The sequence below is a fragment of the Ruegeria sp. CH2 genome (genome assembly GCF_056537065.1).
In genome coordinates this window covers 1-17,776 of record NZ_JBQFQV010000009.1, presented here as the reverse complement: position 1 = coordinate 17,776, position 17,776 = coordinate 1, and the positions used below count along the sequence as shown (strand labels likewise).

Here is a 17,776-nt window from a genome sequence, read left to right as displayed (position 1 = left end):
GGAGCAGATGACATGAACAAGGCCCGCTCCAACCCGCTAAACACCTTCGCGATGCATGGTGCACTGATCTTCTATACGCTGATCGCACTGTTTCCGGTTTTCGTGATCCTGATCAACAGCTTCAAGACCCGCAAGGCGATCTTTCGCGAACCGCTGGCGCTGCCTGATGCCGACAGTTTTTCGATGATCGGGTATCAGACAGTGATGAAGCAGGGGGATTTCTTCCTTTATTTCCAGAACTCTCTGATTGTGACAGTTGCATCCCTGACCTTGGTCCTGCTGTTTGGCGCAATGGCGGCTTATGGGCTGAGTGAGTACCGGTTCAAGGGCAACATGCTTATGGGTCTGTACCTGGCGCTTGGAATCATGATCCCGATCCGCATCGGCACTGTGGCCATCCTGGAAATGATGGTGGCGACCGGGCTGGTGAACACCCTGTGGGCGCTGATCCTTGTCTATACGGCGCAGGGCCTGCCCTTGGCGGTGTTCATCCTCAGCGAGTTCATGAAACAGGTGAGTGACGACCTCAAGAATGCGGGCCGCATTGACGGGCTAAGCGAATACACAATCTTCTTTCGGCTTGTGTTGCCGCTGGTGCGTCCGGCAATGGCAACGGTTGCCGTGTTCAACATGATCCCGATCTGGAACGATCTATGGTTCCCGCTGATCCTCGCCCCTGCGGAAGAGACCAAGACACTGACGCTGGGCAGCCAGGTCTTCATCGGTCAGTTTGTGACAGACTGGAATGCGGTCTTGTCAGCCCTTTCAATGGCGATCCTGCCGGTGCTGATCCTCTATGTGATCTTCTCGCGACAGCTTATCCGCGGCATCACGTCAGGAGCGGTGAAATGACCCGCGTCCTGATTGCAGGCCTTGGGAACATGGGGCTGAGCCATGCGTTGGCACATCACCTTCACCCGGACGCGCAGATTGTCGGGTTGGTGAACCGATCCGGCCGCGTGGATCACCCTGATCTGACGCGCTATCCGGTGTATTCAAGTTTTGAAGCCGCTCTGATCGAAACCAAACCGGATCTGGTTGTGATTGCGACCTACTCGGACAGTCACGCGGATTACGCCTGCGCCGCGATGGAGGCGGGTGCGCATGTGTTTGTCGAAAAACCGCTCGCCACCAACGTTGCCGATGCGCAGCGTGTGGTCGAAACAGCAACGCGGCTGAACCGTAAGCTGGTGGTCGGCTATATCCTGCGCCACCACCCATCCTGGATGCGTCTGATCGCCGAGGCTCGCACTCTGGGTGGCCCCTATGTGTTCCGTCTGAACCTGAATCAACAATCCTCGGGCCCTGAGTGGGAGACGCACAAGGCCCTGATGCAGACCACGTCGCCCATCGTGGATTGCGGTGTGCATTATGTCGATGTGATGTGCCAGATCACCGATGCAAACCCCCTTCGCGTTCATGGCATGGGTCTGCGCCTGTCGGATGAAATCGCGCCTGACATGTACAATTACGGCCAGTTTCAGGTCGTGTTCGACGACGGTTCGGTCGGGTGGTACGAGGCTGGTTGGGGTCCGATGATGTCCGAAACCGCGTTTTTCGTGAAGGACATCGTGTCACCCAACGGGTCTGTTTCGATCACCGACGGAAACAAGGGCGCGTCAGCGGACATCGATGGTCACACCAAGGTTGGTGGCCTTCTGGTTCACACGCCGCAGGGCGACAGGATTATCGACATGCCTGATGAGCCCGGCCATCAGGAACTGTGCGATGCTGAACAAGCCTATATGCTGCGCGCCATCGCCGAGGATATCGACCTGACCCGCCATATGTCCGACGCCGTACAATCCCTTGCCATCTGCCTGGCCGCTGATCAAAGCATCCGCACTGGCCAACCCGTTTCTCTTGAGGAGACCCGCCAATGACCGCCCTTTCACTGAAAAACATTCACAAATCCTTTGGCAATGTAGAGGTCCTGAAGGACATCAATCTTGAGGTTGAGGACGGCGAGTTTGTGGTTTTTGTCGGCCCCTCCGGATGCGGCAAGTCCACTCTTCTGCGCGTTATTGCAGGGCTTGAAGATGCCACATCGGGTGAGATCAGAATTGCTGGCGAGCAGGTCAATCTGACCCCGCCCTCGAAACGTGGCATCGCCATGGTGTTCCAGAGCTACGCGCTTTATCCGCACCTGAATGTACGCGGCAACCTAACCCTTGCCCTGAAACAGGAACGCCAGCCGAAAGCCGTGATCGACGAGCGGGTCGCGGAGGCGAGCCGGATGCTGGGGTTGGAGCCCTATCTTGACCGCTACCCATCCGAACTGTCGGGGGGGCAGCGCCAGCGTGTTGCCATCGGTCGCGCCATCGTGCGCCAACCCAAGCTGTTCCTGTTCGACGAACCGCTCTCCAATCTTGATGCTGCTTTGCGCATGAACACCCGGATCGAGATCGCAAATCTGCACAGGCAACTCTCGGCCTCGATGATTTATGTCACGCACGATCAGACAGAAGCGATGACACTGGCCGACAAGATTGTGGTGCTGCGCGACGGACGGGTGGAACAGGTCGGCAGCCCGATGGAGCTGTACAACAACCCGGCAAACCGCTTTGTCGCGGGCTTTCTTGGTTCACCGTCCATGAATTTTCTGCCTGCGGACAACCTGACCCCGGGCGATGCGCGCGAACTGGGGTTGCGCCCGGAGGACATCCGCCTGGAAAGCGGCGGACCGATCGCCGGCACCGTTTCGCATGTTGAGCAGTTGGGCGGTGATACCAATGTCATTCTGCAAACCAGTAACGTGCCAATTACAGTTCGTTTGTTTGGCCAGCATGCAATTGCTCCGGGTGACGATGTACAATTCGGGTTTGATCCCAACCGTGCATATTACTTCGGAAATGACGGGCAGAGACTACAGTAACGGCAGTTTTCGACCCGTTCTGCATCAGTTTGTTCCGGTGTGAGCGTGACCCAAAGAGGGCAAACGCCGGAAAACGTGGCTGGTTAACCAAGATTGTGGCGTGTGAACATGAATTGCCCGGATGGTAGGTTCGACCGGAAGTCAGCGGCACGACCGGGCAGCACCCTGTAGAACTGACGCAAGCCGGGCTCGATGTCTTCAGCCAGTTCTTCGCACTGTTGGCACAAGGTCTTGACCAGGCTGTTCGGGTGTCGATTGGTGATCGCCAAAATCAGCTCTGCATGTGCAGCCCTGAGATCCTGGAATGCCGCTGTTTGCAACAGGGCCTGATCGCCCACCAAAACAAAGACGGGTTCCGGGTTGGCTTTGCCTTTCAGATCAACATGCCCGGCCTCTAACATGGCCAGATCCCCATGCGTGATTTCATGGACGCCGTTGGAAACGACGATGTCATAGTCGACTGTTCGACAGCATTGTTCGATCCGTGCTGAGACATTCACGACGTCACCGATAACCGTGTAGTTGAACCGTTTCTGCGAGCCGATGTTGCCGACGCAGGCCTGCCCTGTGGCAAGTCCCGTTGCCAGCGCGATAGGGGGGCGGTTTTGCATGATGTCGGATGCATTGAACTCTGCCAAAGCGCGCCGCATTTTCAGCGCGGCTAATGAAGCCCGGCACGGGTGGTCAGCGACAGGCAAAGGCGCGTTCCAGAACGCCATAACAGCGTCGCCGATAAACTTGTCGATGGTTCCTCGTTCAGCCAGTATCTGATCGCCGATACTGGAAAAAAGCGCATTCAGCAGTGAGACTAGCTCGGTGGCAGATGCGGATTCAGACAGAGGTGTGAAACCCCGGATGTCGGAAAACATCACTGTGATATCCTGCGTCTCGCCTCCCAATTGCAGCTGATGCCCGGTGGCTTCCATCTCATCAAGGATTTCCGGGGCGACGTAATGAGAGAAGACTTTCCGGATTTTGCGCTTTTCCCGTTCGGTGGACAAGAAAAGATACCCTGCCAGAAGCCCGAAATTGGCCATGCCACCGATAAGCGGAAATGTGGCGTCGAACAAAACCGACTGGTTTTGAAAAACCAGCCAACTGATTGTCAGAACGGCGGCAGCGGCGACACCGCCTGCAATGAAAGATGCAACCGCACCGAAACTGGACATGACGGCAATCACGACAAGCCCGAGAAAGGCGAAGGCAAGCATTTCCTGCGCTGCGGTCACGTCCGAGCGGCTTAGCATTTCGTTGGTCAACACCTGTTCCAGAACCTGGGCATGAATTGAAACACCGGGAACGCTTTCCCCAAGCGCCGTCTGATGCATATCGAATAAGCCGGCGGCCGACGTTCCGACCAGGATGATCCGCCCCTCAACTTCCGCCCGAACGTCCGCATCATCCGAGCTTTTGAGGATATCGTTGGCCGAGATATACAGCTCGGGCGCATCGCGCCGGTATCTCAGCCAAATCTCGCCGTTTTCTGTCGTTGGTATCCGGTATCCCCCGACCTCAACCGCCAACATGATGCCTGTTTCGTCCTGCGCCCCTTCGGCTACGATATTGGTTTCACCCAAGGCAACTCTCAGGGCTTCAATTGACAGACCCGGCAACAGCCCGTCCGGCCCGCGCCAAAGAACCGGCACACGGCGCATGATACCGGTTCCGCCGATGGGCGAGACGTTGACCCCACCAATACCCGCAGCGGTCCGGTCCAAAGGGGGCGCGATTGGCGTCCAATGAGGAACTGAAATTAGACCCGCGGCGGGATTTTCCCCGAACTCAATGATACCTGCTTTTGCAGTGATGGGGTTTCCTTCCGCCGACAATCGTGCGGCAGTCCCAAGAACGACTGGCCAATAGGCGATTTCCATCCCAAGCAAGACATCGTTATCGAGCTTCTGAGCGTGGCGTTCCACTGTGAGGACCCCTGCCAAAGATGGATCGTTCAGAAGACGCGAGGGCGAAAACCGGTCAGGTTCAGCGAACAACATATCAAACGCGATGGCCGCAGCACCGTATTCACCCAGATTTTGAACCATCTGCGCCACCAGTGTTCGGGGCCAGGGCCATTGCCCCCAATTGGCCAGAGAGGCTTCGTCGATATCTACAACCCGGATGGGGAGGTCAGGATTGAACTCTCGCGGAGACGACCTTTGCAGAACGTCGAAATAGATCAGACGGGTCATTCGCACAGGATAAGGATCCATGACTCGGATGAAACAACCCACCAGGATCAGACACAATCCGACAAGGCGGAACGCCCATTTCCCTGTCCTGGTTTTGCGCTTTTCGTCGCTCATGTCGTTCCCCGGACAAGTGAGTCCATTTCCGCTTTTTCGACATCGCTACCGGAACAGCTCACTATTTGATTCTTGCTGCTCTGGATCTTCCTGACCTGGTTCCTCTCGATCAGGTTCTTCGGGTTCCGGTTCAGGCTCTTCCGGATCAGGCTCTTCCGGTTCCGGTTCCGGTTCTTCTGGCTCCGGTTCCGGTTCTGGTTCTGGTTCTTCCAGCTCCGGTTCTGGTTCTACTTCTGGCTCTGGGTTTGACGGAGGTGCTGGCGGCGCTGCGACGCTGACTGGGCGCGGCTGGGGCGCAGTTCTGCGAAAATCGGCCCTGTCGACTTTGGCCTGCTGCACGGGCGCGCCTTCGCCAGAACATCCCTCAACCCGTACCTGCAAAGGAGGCAGAAGGCCTTCCTGCGACTGAATAAATGGGAATCCCTCTTTCAGTGCTTGATCGTACTGTGCCTGATCAGCGGGCCGCCCGACTGTTCCGCCTCCACCGGTGGCATACATGCTGCACACGCGGCCTGTGGACCTGCAAGACCCTTGTGCACTGCACATTTGAACAGTTCCGTGCAGGACAAGCATTGCGCTTTGGGTTTGTGATACGACCCACATATCGAAGGTTGTGCCACGAACTGCCATTGTCGCTGTCGGGGTCTTGATCGAATAGGCTCTTTTTCTGCTTTTGCCTGAAATGAATCGAAAGCTGCCGCCCAAGGCCTGCACGGCAAAGCTTTTGGCCTTTCGGTTGCCGCGCAGCATGGTCACATCCAAAACCATATGCGCATTGGGGCCTACGGCAATTTTGGTTTCATCCACAAATACGATCTGCACCAAACCGCTGTGGTCTGTAGAAATCGTATCGCCCGACACCACATCCATTCCTGAAATGACAGGCTGTGCGTTTCCGGCGCGAATGATCTGAGCGCCTTGCTTGGCGCTGATAACTGTCCCGATGTTGGCAAGGGCTTGCGCTGGCATGAGCGCAACAACAAATACAACCAACACAATCTTTAACCAAGTCAAACCAGAGCCCCTTCCCCCCACGGGTCTAAGTAAGCGCGAAGCGCGCCAAGCTCGATTTTTGCCCCCAAGAAATGTGTTATTCTTATTCAAATAGTCAAAAATGCTAACAATAAATATGCATTATGGCATGTATTTGTAGCAAGAGATTTTTTGATCGTGAATTTCTGCGTTAAGGCCGACGTGAGCCTCCCCACTTAACAGGCCAAAGTGTAGCCTCCATCAAATGAGAGCATTGGGCACCCGGCTCATCGCTTGCCCCGCGATGAGCCATGACGTTTTGGGTGTGTTTAGCCGAAAATTCAGAGGAACTGTTCTGGCAACAATGCGTCCGGCATGTTCTGGTAACATACGGGTCTTAAAAACCGCCGGATTGACAATGTGCCGACAGAGGTAGCACCGAAATTGGTCGAAGCGGGGTAGGGGCCGCCATGCACCATACTGTCGCAGACCTCGACGCCCGTGGGAAAGCCATTGGCCAGCACACGCCCGGCCTTGCGCTCGAGGATCGGCATCAGGGAACGCGCGGTGTCCAAGTCCGCATCATCCATATGCAGGGTGCAGGTCAGCTGACCTTGCAGACTGTGCGCGACGGCCCGCATTTCTTCAGGCGTTTCGGCAGTTACGATAACCCCCAACGGGCCAAAAACCTCTTCACCAAGGGTTTCGTTTGCCAGCCAGTTCACAGCATTGGTGCGATACAGGTAAGGGGACGCGGTGCGTTGATCACACATCGAGCTCAGAACCTCCTGCACATCTGCTGTATTGGCGATCCTTGCCTGACCGGCTCGATAAGCGTCGGCGATGCCGTCGGTCAGCATGGTTTGCGCGGGTGTCTCTGACAGGGCGGTTCGCGCGGTCTCAGCGAAGCGGTCCGCTGCTGCACCCGCCAGCATTACGGCGACCCCGGGGTTGGTACAGAACTGGCCTGCGCCCATGGTCAGCGACCCAGCCCAGTTCTGAGCAATGTTGTCGCCCCGGTTCGTCAGCGCAGCATCGAGAATGAACATCGGGTTGACCGAGCCAAGTTCACCGAAAAACGGGATTGGTTCAGGACGCGCGGCACACAGATCGAACAGTGCCCGACCACCAGCCAATGAGCCAGTGAATCCGACAGCCCTGATCAGCGGGTGTTGTACCAAAGCGGAACCTACGGTCCGGTCACCCCCCTGAATCAGACTGAAAACACCGGGATGAATTTTGCAGCGTTCGATGGCAGCATGTATGGCCTCGGCAATGATCTCACCGGTACCCGGGTGAGCGCTGTGCCCTTTTACGACAACGGGGCACCCAGCAGCCAAAGCGGCTGCGGTGTCGCCGCCTGCGGTTGAAAAGGCCAAAGGGAAATTCGAAGCACCGAATACAGCGACAGGGCCAATAGGGCGCTGAATCATTTTCAGATCCGGGCGCGGCAGCGGCGAGCGGTCTGGCAACGGGCCGTCGTGGCGCCGATCCAGATACTCACCGCTCAGAATATGTGTGGCAAACAAGCGAAGTTGACCCGATGTGCGACCCCGCTCTCCTTGCAGACGGGCCTCGGGCAGGCCGGTTTCCTGCGTGCCTATTGCAGTAATCGCCTCGGCGCGGGCTTCGATCTCATCTGCTATGGTATTCAGAAATGCCGCGCGGTCTTCCCGGGTCGAAAAACCATAGCTCCAGAACGCTTCTTCGGCAGCTTCCGCAGCTGCATCAACATCCTGAAGACGCCCCACCGAAAAACTGTGTGAAGATCCAAAAGCGGGCTGTGACTGAAAAACCGTGTCACCTGAAAGCCAATTTCCAGCGATGAGGTGCTTACCATGGGGGGAGCAGGTCATGAATGTTCCATATCTACGATTCTAATGTTATGGATAATGTATCCAATTAAGGAGGGCAATCAAGCGCCCTGTTAGGTCTCCTCCATGGCGCGTTTTGCCACGATCATCTCCAGCAGTTGTTCCTTTGTTCGCCGGATGTGCCGCATCAGCATGTCACAGGCTTCGTCGACGTTCCCTGCTTGCGCTAGTTTCAACAGCTCTCGATGTTCTTTTTTCGCCGGTTCCCGCTGCTTCATCACGCTCAGATGCATTCGGACATAGCGGTCTGATTGCAGATTGACGCGATCCAGCAATTCATTTGTCAGTTTCCTCTGCGATGCCGCGTAAAGGGCGGAGTGGTATTGATAGTTCAGGATCCCCCACTTCCCGACGTCATTCTCGTCATAAGACGCTTCCATCTGTGTCAATATGTCGTTGCATCGCGCAAAGTCGGCAGATGTCATCTGCGGAATGGCTCTGCGGAAAAGATCGACTTCAATAAGCATTCGAAGGTCGAATATCTCTCCGATTTCATTCAGGGAGTGCTTGGTGACTGATCCGCCCCGATTATTGGCCCATTGAATCAGGCCTTCAGCGTTCAGACGCTTTAGGGCTTCGCGGATGGGCATCCGCGATACGTCGTATTCCTCGGCCAGAGCTTCCTGGCGAATAGCTTCACCTTCGGCAAGTTCACCGTTCAGAATACGTTCACGAAGATCGTTCGCGATGACATCTGGTAGGCTTTGCTTGGTTATTGCGCGCTTTCCTGCCATATCTTTCCTGCCACTTGTTTGGGTACAGCTACCGGTTACCGGCGTTATTCCAAGCTGAGCCGCGACTCGGCCACCCAGAAAGCTGATTAAGGACACTCCGCTTGATAATGCATCCAATATCCATGGTGATTCAACCCTGCTGAGACAGCGAGGTAAGACCAAGAGCGAATGGAACCTTCTGTAACTGCCTTTCCCTGAGAGCGGGCGCGGCCAATGCACTGTTTAGTCAGACACCCCAGGTGTCCGACAAGCGATACCCGCCAGGCCAGGGGTCATCCGGGTCAAGCATGTGTTGGTGAATTCCGGTGATCCAGCCGCGCCCACTGATTTCGGGGACAATCGCGGTACGGCCGGCCACTTCGGTGGTATCGACAATCCGACCGGTGAACCGTGATCCGATGATCGAGACCGCCTCGAACGTCTGACCCGGCGACATCAATCCTTTTGCCGCCATCAGCGCCATGCGCGCGGAAACCGCTGTACCTGTAGGCGACCGATCAACCTTGCCGGGTTGGATCGCCACGGCAGATTTTCCGGTCAATCCGGTTTCGGTCTCGCTGATCGGGCCGCAGAAAGCACAGAATGAGATATGGTCCCAATCCGGGTTTTCAGGATGCGAAAACCCAAGCTGTTCATTGGCTGCATTGGTGATCTTCACCCCCAATCGGGCAATGTCACGGGCCTCATGTTCGACAATCTCGAATCCCAAAGCCTGTGCATCGACCACGACAAAACTGTCACCCCCATAGGCGGTATCAACCATGATCGTATCCAATCCGGGTACCTCAAGTGGGACAGACAGTTTGTCGGCAAAGCTGGGCAGGTTTTGCACGAAAATGCGTTGCGCTTTGCCACCGCTGCATTCTGCCCGGACATGAACCAGCCCGCCCGGGGCCTCAAGCACCATATGAGTTTCGGGTTCCTGCATCGGAATGATCCCGCCATCCAGCAATACGGTTGAAACACAGATCGAGTTCGAACCCGACATCGGCGGTGTGTCTTCGGGTTCCATAATGATAAAGGCCGCGTCGGCCTTGGGGTGTTTCGGGGGCACCAGAAGATTGACATGACGGAAAACACCGCCCCGGGGTTCGTTCAGAACGAAGTTGCGCAGCGTCTGGTCGCCCGCGACAAAGCTGCGCTGTTCCCACAAGGTGTCGCCCGGTGGCGGGGCAACGCCCCCAACGATAACATCCCCGACTTCACCTTCTGCGTGGGCTGAAATGACATGAACGGTTTTGCTGCTCCGCATCGGATCTCTCAATATTGTGCGACAGGCTCGCCCAGAGCGTCAAAAATCGGTGTAACGCCCAGACCCGGATGGGCGGGTGCGGTCATCCGGCCGTTGACACGCTTTGGCGCACCCTCGGCAATGTCCACCGTGCCGTAAGAGTTGAAATCCGTGGCAGAGAATGTGAACTCGGACGGCGTTGAACGGGCCAGATGTGCGATGGCCGCCGTGGTGATGTCACCGCCCCAGGTGTCTTCGATCGTCATGGGGATGCCGTGCGCCACGCAGAGGTCACGCATAAGACGGGCTTTGGTCAACCCTCCGACTTTCGAGATCTTCAGGTTGATCACATCCATCGCGTCTTCGGCAATGCCGCGGACCAGCGTGTTGGGAGTGTCGATCACCTCGTCCATCACGAAGGGCAACGCGGTGCGGCGGCGGATCGACACGCATTCCTCATAGGTCAGGCAAGGCTGTTCCACATAGACATCCAGACCCGAAATCGCGCCCACCACGCGTGCGGCCTCGTGCCGGGTCCAGCCGGTATTGGCGTCTGCTACAAGCAGGTCCGACTTTTTCAGAACGGCGCGGGTGGCGTGGATACGGTCGATGTCGTCATTGGCCTCGCCACCCACCTTGAGCTGAAACTTGGTGTAGCCTTCGGCGGCATAGCCTTCGATCTTTTTGGCCATGATCTCGGGTGCTTCCTGACTGATCGCGCGATAAAGCACCACATCGTCCTGCGCCGCGCCCCCCAGCAAGGTGTAAAGCGGCTGTTCCGTGGCCTTGCCCAGCAGATCCCAGCAGGCAATATCCACCGGGGCCTTGGCATAAGGATGACCCCGCAAGGCCGCATCCATCGTGCGGTTGATCTGACCGATATTCAGTGGGTCCTGCCCGATCAAATGCGGGGCCAGCTCTGCCAGCCCGGCCCGGACGCCGAGCGCGAAAGACGGCAGATAGGCCGAGCCAAGCGGGCAGCATTCGGCATAGCCTTTCAACCCTTCATCCGTGATGATTTCCAAAACGGTGCTGTCAAACACTTCGACAAAATTGCCGTTGGACCAGCTATAGCGGCCTTCTTTCAGCGGCAGATTCACCTGATATACGTTCAGCCCGGTGATTTTCATAAGGTGTTCTCCAGATTAGAAGCGTGTGGATGCGAAAGGTGACATATCGAGCACCGGCTTGGCGTCAGTGACCAGATCGGCCACCAGTTCGGCCGTGCCTGCGGATTGGGTCAGCCCCAGATGACCATGGCCAAAGGCATAAAGTACCTGTGGTGCGCGCGAAGATCGGTCAATCACTGGCAGGCTGTCAGGCAGTGAAGGGCGAAAGCCCATCCATTGCGTGCCGCCTTCCAGGTTCAGGTCTGGCATGAAGCGCCCGGCCTTGGCCAGCAACGTGTCAGCGCGCCGGTAATTCGGGGCCAGCTTCAATCCACCCAGTTCGACTGCACCGCCGATGCGCACGCCGCCGTTGATCCGGGTTACCACAAACCCATGCCCCCCAAAGGTCAGATGAGTGCGCAGGTCAAAAGCGCCTTCGGGAAGGGTCGTGTTATAACCCCGCTCGGTCTCAAGCGGGATATGATCCCCCAGGGTCTTGGCCAGTTGGTGTGACCAGGCTCCGGCGGCAACAATCACCTGACCTGCCGAAATGTCGCCGTTGTCCGTGTCAAGGCGCACGCCGTCATCGGTTGGTTTCAGTGCCGTGATCCCTGAGATCTTTACCTGCCCACCGCGCGCGATGAACTGTGCCGCCAGATGCTCGGTCCAGTGGGCAGGGTCGACGGTATTCATCCATGTCGAGGTAAAACCCGCATGGGTAAATCGCCGGTTCAGCCCGGGCTGAATTTCGGCAATAGCATCCGGGCTGTCCAGAAGATCAAACGGGATGCCATGGTCCTTGCGCAAGTTCCAGGTGGGCAGACTGGCACGGAATTCGCCCTCACTCTCGAACAACTGCAACTGGCCTTCGCGCTGCATCAGCGCCTCGCCGTCTACATGCTCGATCTGACGCTCCAGCGCCGCACGGCTGTGGTTCATCAGCGCGGCTTGTGCGGATAGTGAGGCTGCATAACGATCGCGCCAACTGGCCCGCCAGAACCGGAGCATCCACGGTGCAATACTCAGCGCATAAACGGGCGGGATCGACAAAGGCCCCAACGGATCAAGCAACCATTTTGGCGCTTTGCGCATGATCCCAGGCGTTGCAAGCGGCACGATATCTGTAAAGGCAAAGGCCCCGGCATTGCCCTTTGACGCCCCGGCTGCAACGCCTTCACGGTCCAGCACCAGCACCTGCCTTCCCCGCTTTTGCAACGCTAGCGCAGCGCTGATGCCAATGATGCCAGCACCGATCACAACTATGTCCGTCTTGGTGTCATGCTGCATGGTTACAGGTTCTCAAATAGTGGTACGGGGTCGGGGACCGGACAGCGTCTGTCCCCGGCCTTGACTTCAAAGCGCGATGCCATCACGGAACGGATCATTCGGCGCGAAAACCAACCTGCCTTCCGACATGATATGCGCCTGCCCGGTCAGGGTGGGAATGACACCCCCGTTCGGGCCGGGTTGGTAGCTCAGCACGTAGGGGCTGCCGATCACGCTTTCCTGCACAATCTCTTCCCCTGCTTCCAGCACCCCGTTTGCCGCCAGACAGGCGAGGCGCGCCGAACTGCCGGTACCGCAGGGCGACCGGTCATATTGATTGTCCGGGCACAGTACAAAGTTGCGGCTGTGAACATCCTTGTTGGGGGATTGATCCTGAAGGATCACATGGTCGACCAGTTCTCCGTTTTCGCCATGCACGCCCTGTGCGATGCAGGCTTCGCGTATGGTGATGGTCAGATCGGTCATCGCCCGAATGTTTCCCGGGTTCACCGGGATTGGGCTGGGATCAACAATGAAGAACCAATTTCCGCCAAAGGCAAGATCGCCGGTTATCGACCCATAGCCGCCAACCTCAATCTGCACTGCTGCCCGAACGCGACGGCTCTCGACATTTGTGACGCGTACGGTATTGGCGTCCAGTAAATCCACCGAGACGACACCGACCGGAGTTTCAACCCGATGCGTGCCCGGCCGGATTCTGCCCATATGTGCCAGAGTGACGCCCAGACCGATGGTGCCATGCCCGCACATGCCAAGAACTGCATCCGCATCAAAATAGATCACGCCGGTCTCACACCCTGGATCTTCGGGCGCGACCAGAAGCCCCCCCACCATTCCGGGCTGCCCACGCGGCTCCAGCAAGATGGATTTGTAGAACGCCTCATGCTCGGTGGCCAAGCGTCGTGCACGCTCTGCCAGCGGGCCGGACCCCAGATCGGGGCCGCCGTCGAGGATCACCCGCGTAGGCATTCCTCCTGTGTGACTGTCAATCACATGCATTCAGCAATGACTCCGCCCTGGCCGAACCAATCAGTAAACCAAGTGCGGAACAGGTCGTATTGCTGTTCGCAATAGTTGCGCTGGGCATCTGTCAACTCGTCGGTTTCGTTGAAGTGCAAACGGTATTCCTCTTCGCCGTTCAGGACCAGCAGGTGTTTGTAATACAGCACCAGATCGGTGCCCTCGTCAAAGCTGGCCAGCACACCAAAGGCCTCTTCCAGTTCCCGCGCGCGCAGGCGCGCTTCGGCATGACCGGCCGCCGCTTTCTGGCACAGGGCAGCCAGCAGCAGTGCTTCTTTCGGCAGGGCAGTGCCAATCCCTGTGATCGAACCGGTGGCGCCGCAATTGACGAAGCCATGGTAGACCTCGGTGTCCACACCAACCATCAGTGTAACCTGATCATCCTTCGAGGTAATGTGTTCCGCCGCATAGCGCAGATCGCTTTTGCCACCGAATTCCTTGAACCCAACCAGGTTGGGATGATCTGCGCGCAATTCCAGGAACAGATCGGCGCGCGTCGCGAAGCCGTAAACCGGGCTGTTATAGATGATTGCCGGAATATCAGGTGCGGCCGACAGGATCGCTTTGAAATGATTACGCTGCGCCGCGATGGACGATCCACGCGACAATACACGCGGGATCACCATAAGCCCTGCCGCTCCAACCTTTTGCGCATGCGCGGCAAGCGCCACGGCGGATTTCGAATTTATCGCACCTGTGCCGACGACAACGGGCAGTCCGGCCGCGATCAGACGTTCGACACCTTCCATCCGTTCGGCATCCGACAAGAGAGGCCAGTCGCCCATCGAGCCGCAATAGACCACGGCAGACATACCCGCTGCGATCATTTCCTTGCCCTTTTTCACCAGCGCGTCAAAATCCGGTGTCCGGTCCGGTTTGCAGGGGGTCATCAGGGCTGGCATGGTGCCGGTGAAGATATTCTGGGACATGAAGGTAACCTTCCTAATTGTTTTGGGGCGGGGGCTTTTATCGCACATTCGCCAGGAATTTGCGGGTGTGTTCAGATTGGGCTTCGTTAAAAATCTGGGCGGGCGGGCCGATCTCTTCCATCACGCCCTGATGAAAAAAAGCAACCCGGTCTGATACATCACGAGCGAAACCCATCTCATGCGTGACGCAAATCATCGTCATCCCTTCTTCGGCCAAAAGCCGCATCGTGTCGAGAACTTCGCCCACCAGTTCAGGATCCAGCGCCGAGGTTGCTTCGTCAAACAGCATGTATTCCGGCTCCATCGCCAGCGCGCGGGCAATGGCAAGACGCTGCTGCTGACCACCCGATAAGGCCGAGGGGAAGACGTTCAGCTTTTCGCCCAACCCTACATGGGTCAACTGCTTTGCGGCAATGTCACGCGCCTCGTCTCTCGACTTGCCTTTGACAATCTTCGGGGCCAACGCAACGTTTTCCAGTGCTGTCAGATGCGGAAAGCTGTTCCATTGCTGGAACACCATCCCCAGCTTTGTGCGCAGCTTGTTGATGTCGGTGCCTTTTGCATGAACATCAATGCCATCAACCCTGACCGATCCCTGCTGGATCGGTTCCAGCGCGTTGATGCAATAGAGAAGGGTCGATTTGCCGGAGCCTGACGCACCGATCACCGACAGAACTTCTCCTTTCTGCACATCCAGATCGATACCTTTCAGCACATGCAGCGATCCGAAATATTTGTGCAGGTCGCGAATTTCGATCATTGGGCCCACCTTTTTTCTAGCGACGCGGAATACCGCGAAATCGGATAGCTGAGCGCGAAATAGAACGCGCCAGCGATTGTCAGGATCAGGAATGGTTCCTGCGTGCGGGTGATCAGGATCTGGCTGGCTTTCAGCAGTTCAACATAGCCCAGAACCGAGACCAGCGCGCTGTCTTTCATCACACCCAGCGCGACCCCGACCCATGCAGGGAACACCGCGCGCCCTCCGATCGGGAAGACGACATATCGCAGATCCTGCCAATAGGTCATGCCCAGGCTGCGCGCGGCGCGGCGCATCGGATCACCAACGGCTTCAATCCCGCCGCGCGCCACATTCGCAACCAGTGCTGCCGTGTAGATGGACAGGATCACCACGCCCGAGGCAAACGGGTCCAGATTGAGCCCGACAATAGGTGCAAAGTTGTAAAACAGCACCAGCTGGATGATCAGAGGGACCGACCGGAAAATATCCAGAACCGGAGCCAACGTCAGGGTCGCTGCCAGTTTGCCCTCGTACAGAAGCCAACCGCACACCACGCCAAAAACCGTTCCAATGGAAATCGAAAGCACTGAAATCCAGAGCGTTCGCAGCGCGGCTTCGCCCAGAAACCACAGATCGTTGATGTTGAAGCCGCTGAAAAAGCTGACAGTGGGTTGCATCTGTGCCTCCTTCAGTAGCGGAAAAGCCGGGACGCCAGCAGGCGCGAGGCAAGCAGGATGATTTTGACGATCACGTAATAAATGACCGCGGTGACGGCGAAATATTCAAAGATTCGGAAAGTGCGCGAGGCAAAGAACTGGGTCTCGCCCGACAATTCCCGGAAGCCGACCAGCATACCCAGTGACGACATTAGAACAGCCCAGACCATCTGGTTCGTGATCGGATGATAGACAATGCGAAACACCTGCGGAATCACGACGCGTGTGTAAGCCTGCCACGCGGTCATGCCCAGCGATCGGGACGCGCGTAGCTGTGTCTCGGGGACGGCCTGAAAGCCGCCACGGAAGTTTTCAGCCAGATAACCGGCGCAATTGAATGTCAGCCCGGCCAGCACGATGAAGTACGGCGATAGATGCAGGCCAAAGGCACCAAGCCCGAAGCCGAAAAAGAACAGCTGGAACAGCGCCGGAGTATTGCGCGCCAGTTCGACCCAGGCTGAGGCGAACCAGTAAAGCGGACCTTTCAGGTGCAGCCGCGTCAGCGCCAGACAAAGTCCGATGATAATGCCAAGGACCATTGCCAGCACGGCAACCTGTATCGTCAGCAGCGATGCCTCAAGCAGGTCCGGCAGGCTTTTCATCACCGGCCGCCAATGGAAGTTATAGTCGAACACGGGTGTTCCTCACGCAATCTACCGGTCCTTTCGCCCGGCCATAGCCGGACGAAAGCATGGAGTAGGAAAGGGTCAGTACATTACGCCGGGAATGCGCAGCTCAGGCGCTTCGCCGCCGACATATTTACCCCAATGCTCCTGATAGCGGCCCGATCGCACCTGGTGGGTCACGAACAGGTTCAGGAAGTTCAGCCAGGTGACATCTTCGCGCTTGCCTACAACCGAAGTGTAGTCGGTGGTCCATGGCATGCGAGGGCCGGCAACAACAGTGTCATATTGCTGGGTAATCGGCAGCACGGCAGTGTTTGTGGTAATGCCGATATCGGCCTTGCCCTGAGCCACCGCTAGGAAAACCTCATTCTCGGACTGGTAGCCCTGGTAATTGCCTTCTTCGCCCCATTCGGCGGCGATCTTCAGCCATTCCTGCTCGGGCACGGTGCCGATCGCGGCGGCCACGCGCTTGCCACGGATATCCTCGAAGGTCTCAATGCCGCTTTCGGCATTCACGACACCCTGCGCATAATAGATGGCGTAAGGAATGGTAAAGCCCACCGTCCGCGCCCGTTCAAGGCTGTCCGAGGTTGCTCCGAACACAACGTCTGCGCGTCCGGTGACGATCACTGGCAGGCGTTCGGCCCAGGTCAACGGCAGGATTTCGGCCTCAACTTCAAGTGCGGCGGCCAGATCATTGCAGTATTCGACGTCAAAGCCTGCCGGTTCGTTATTCGCGTCGCGATACCCAATTGGCGGAAAATCCAACACAACTCCGCAGCGCAATGTCCCGCGATCTACGACATCGTCCAGCGTGTCCGCCATCGCAGGAGCTGTGGTGATAGTGGTGAGGGCCGCCAGTGCGGCGAGTTTCTTGAGCATGTGATCCTCCCTGAATCAATCGATACGCGCAGCTATAGAGGATATTGTATCCAACATCCAGTATTTTGTTGAGCAGGAAAAGCCAGCTTTCAAAAGGTGTCGTGGCTCTTGGATGTGATTGAAATGACTGACTTGGCCCGCGTGGAAGGCCCTCGTTCGTTGGCGGCCAAATGGATTTGACACCATGTGCTACTGGAGTTGGAGGTTTTTGGCTGAACGTGGCCCGTCGTCAAACGTGAAGGTGCATTGTGCTCAGAGGCTGGGGAGATTTCAGCTTGAGACGGAATACCTTTTGTGATGGGAGTGTGCGGTCGCCCAGGCAACTCCAGCCTGTGTCTTTCAAAGAAAAGCGGCAATGCTGACCCGCGCAGCCAAATGCGCGTTCGGTCAGACTTTGACGGCTTGTAGTTCTTCGAGCAGGTCGAGGAGTTGGTTGAGTTTTTCTCGTCCCATTTGTTTTTCGATGCTTTGGTAGA

Annotated in this window: 17 protein-coding genes; 3 read left to right on the top strand and 14 right to left on the bottom strand. The window is 57.1% G+C overall.

All coding sequences use genetic code 11. From position 1 onward, the window contains the following. Window positions 1-12: 12 nt before the first annotated feature. From ACR0M9_RS13045 to ACR0M9_RS13035, 3 genes are read left to right on the top strand one after another with little or no spacing between them, the layout of a single operon-like run. Complete coding sequence (locus ACR0M9_RS13045) at window positions 13-852, top strand: carbohydrate ABC transporter permease (RefSeq protein ID WP_480773799.1); 840 nt, start codon at window positions 13-15, stop codon at window positions 850-852. Next, window positions 849-1,883, top strand: coding sequence for a Gfo/Idh/MocA family protein (locus tag ACR0M9_RS13040; RefSeq protein ID WP_480773798.1), 1,035 nt, complete (start codon window positions 849-851; stop codon window positions 1,881-1,883). Before ACR0M9_RS13045 ends, ACR0M9_RS13040 begins: the two co-directional genes overlap by 4 nt. Continuing rightward, window positions 1,880-2,875 (top strand): ABC transporter ATP-binding protein, encoded by a 996-nt coding sequence (locus tag ACR0M9_RS13035; protein WP_480483400.1) that lies wholly within the window; start codon window positions 1,880-1,882, stop codon window positions 2,873-2,875. The genes ACR0M9_RS13040 and ACR0M9_RS13035 overlap by 4 nt, the downstream gene beginning before the upstream one ends. Window positions 2,876-2,958: 83 nt before the next feature. Here ACR0M9_RS13035 and ACR0M9_RS13030 read toward each other — a convergent pair whose 3' ends face one another. From ACR0M9_RS13030 to ACR0M9_RS12965, 14 genes are all read right to left on the bottom strand, one after another. Next, a complete protein-coding gene (locus ACR0M9_RS13030) occupies window positions 2,959-5,178 on the bottom strand; it encodes a CHASE2 domain-containing protein (protein ID WP_480773797.1) in 2,220 nt (739 codons plus the stop codon). Window positions 5,179-5,223: 45 nt separating this feature from the next. Next, window positions 5,224-6,147 carry a FecR family protein gene (locus tag ACR0M9_RS13025; protein ID WP_480773796.1) on the bottom strand — a complete coding sequence of 308 codons (924 nt, stop codon included), beginning with the start codon at window positions 6,145-6,147 and terminating at the stop codon, window positions 5,224-5,226. 344 nt (window positions 6,148-6,491) lie between these two features. Continuing rightward, window positions 6,492-8,006: an aldehyde dehydrogenase (NADP(+)) gene (locus ACR0M9_RS13020; protein ID WP_480773795.1), complete on the bottom strand. Its 1,515-nt coding sequence runs from the start codon at window positions 8,004-8,006 to the stop codon at window positions 6,492-6,494. A 71-nt stretch (window positions 8,007-8,077) separates the two neighbouring features. Further along, window positions 8,078-8,758: a GntR family transcriptional regulator gene (locus tag ACR0M9_RS13015; RefSeq protein ID WP_480478132.1), complete on the bottom strand. Its 681-nt coding sequence runs from the start codon at window positions 8,756-8,758 to the stop codon at window positions 8,078-8,080. A 226-nt stretch (window positions 8,759-8,984) separates the two neighbouring features. After that, window positions 8,985-10,010: a trans-3-hydroxy-L-proline dehydratase gene (locus ACR0M9_RS13010; RefSeq protein WP_480559080.1), complete on the bottom strand. Its 1,026-nt coding sequence runs from the start codon at window positions 10,008-10,010 to the stop codon at window positions 8,985-8,987. 8 nt (window positions 10,011-10,018) lie between these two features. Then, on the bottom strand, window positions 10,019-11,119 hold the full coding sequence (locus ACR0M9_RS13005) for a cis-3-hydroxy-L-proline dehydratase (protein WP_480507655.1): 1,101 nt from the start codon (window positions 11,117-11,119) through the stop codon (window positions 10,019-10,021). A 15-nt stretch (window positions 11,120-11,134) separates the two neighbouring features. After that, window positions 11,135-12,385, bottom strand: coding sequence for an NAD(P)/FAD-dependent oxidoreductase (locus ACR0M9_RS13000; protein WP_480773794.1), 1,251 nt, complete (start codon window positions 12,383-12,385; stop codon window positions 11,135-11,137). A 66-nt stretch (window positions 12,386-12,451) separates the two neighbouring features. After that, a complete protein-coding gene (locus ACR0M9_RS12995) occupies window positions 12,452-13,384 on the bottom strand; it encodes a 4-hydroxyproline epimerase (RefSeq protein WP_480773793.1) in 933 nt (310 codons plus the stop codon). Beyond that, window positions 13,375-14,334 (bottom strand): dihydrodipicolinate synthase family protein, encoded by a 960-nt coding sequence (locus ACR0M9_RS12990; RefSeq protein WP_480483381.1) that lies wholly within the window; start codon window positions 14,332-14,334, stop codon window positions 13,375-13,377. The genes ACR0M9_RS12995 and ACR0M9_RS12990 overlap by 10 nt, the downstream gene beginning before the upstream one ends. 37 nt (window positions 14,335-14,371) lie before the next feature. After that, window positions 14,372-15,094, bottom strand: a complete 723-nt coding sequence (locus ACR0M9_RS12985; RefSeq protein WP_480483379.1) for an amino acid ABC transporter ATP-binding protein — start codon at window positions 15,092-15,094, stop codon at window positions 14,372-14,374. Further along, window positions 15,091-15,753, bottom strand: a complete 663-nt coding sequence (locus ACR0M9_RS12980) for an amino acid ABC transporter permease (protein WP_480483377.1) — start codon at window positions 15,751-15,753, stop codon at window positions 15,091-15,093. Before ACR0M9_RS12980 ends, ACR0M9_RS12985 begins: the two co-directional genes overlap by 4 nt. A gap of 11 nt (window positions 15,754-15,764) precedes the next feature. Then, window positions 15,765-16,427, bottom strand: coding sequence for an amino acid ABC transporter permease (locus tag ACR0M9_RS12975; protein ID WP_209507537.1), 663 nt, complete (start codon window positions 16,425-16,427; stop codon window positions 15,765-15,767). A 72-nt stretch (window positions 16,428-16,499) separates the two neighbouring features. Continuing rightward, entirely contained in the window at window positions 16,500-17,300 is an 801-nt protein-coding gene (locus tag ACR0M9_RS12970; protein ID WP_480483375.1) for a transporter substrate-binding domain-containing protein, read from the bottom strand. An 89-nt stretch (window positions 17,301-17,389) separates the two neighbouring features. Then, window positions 17,390-17,776 (bottom strand): hypothetical protein (locus ACR0M9_RS12965; RefSeq protein ID WP_480488061.1); only part of this gene is annotated, 387 nt, incomplete at its 5' end.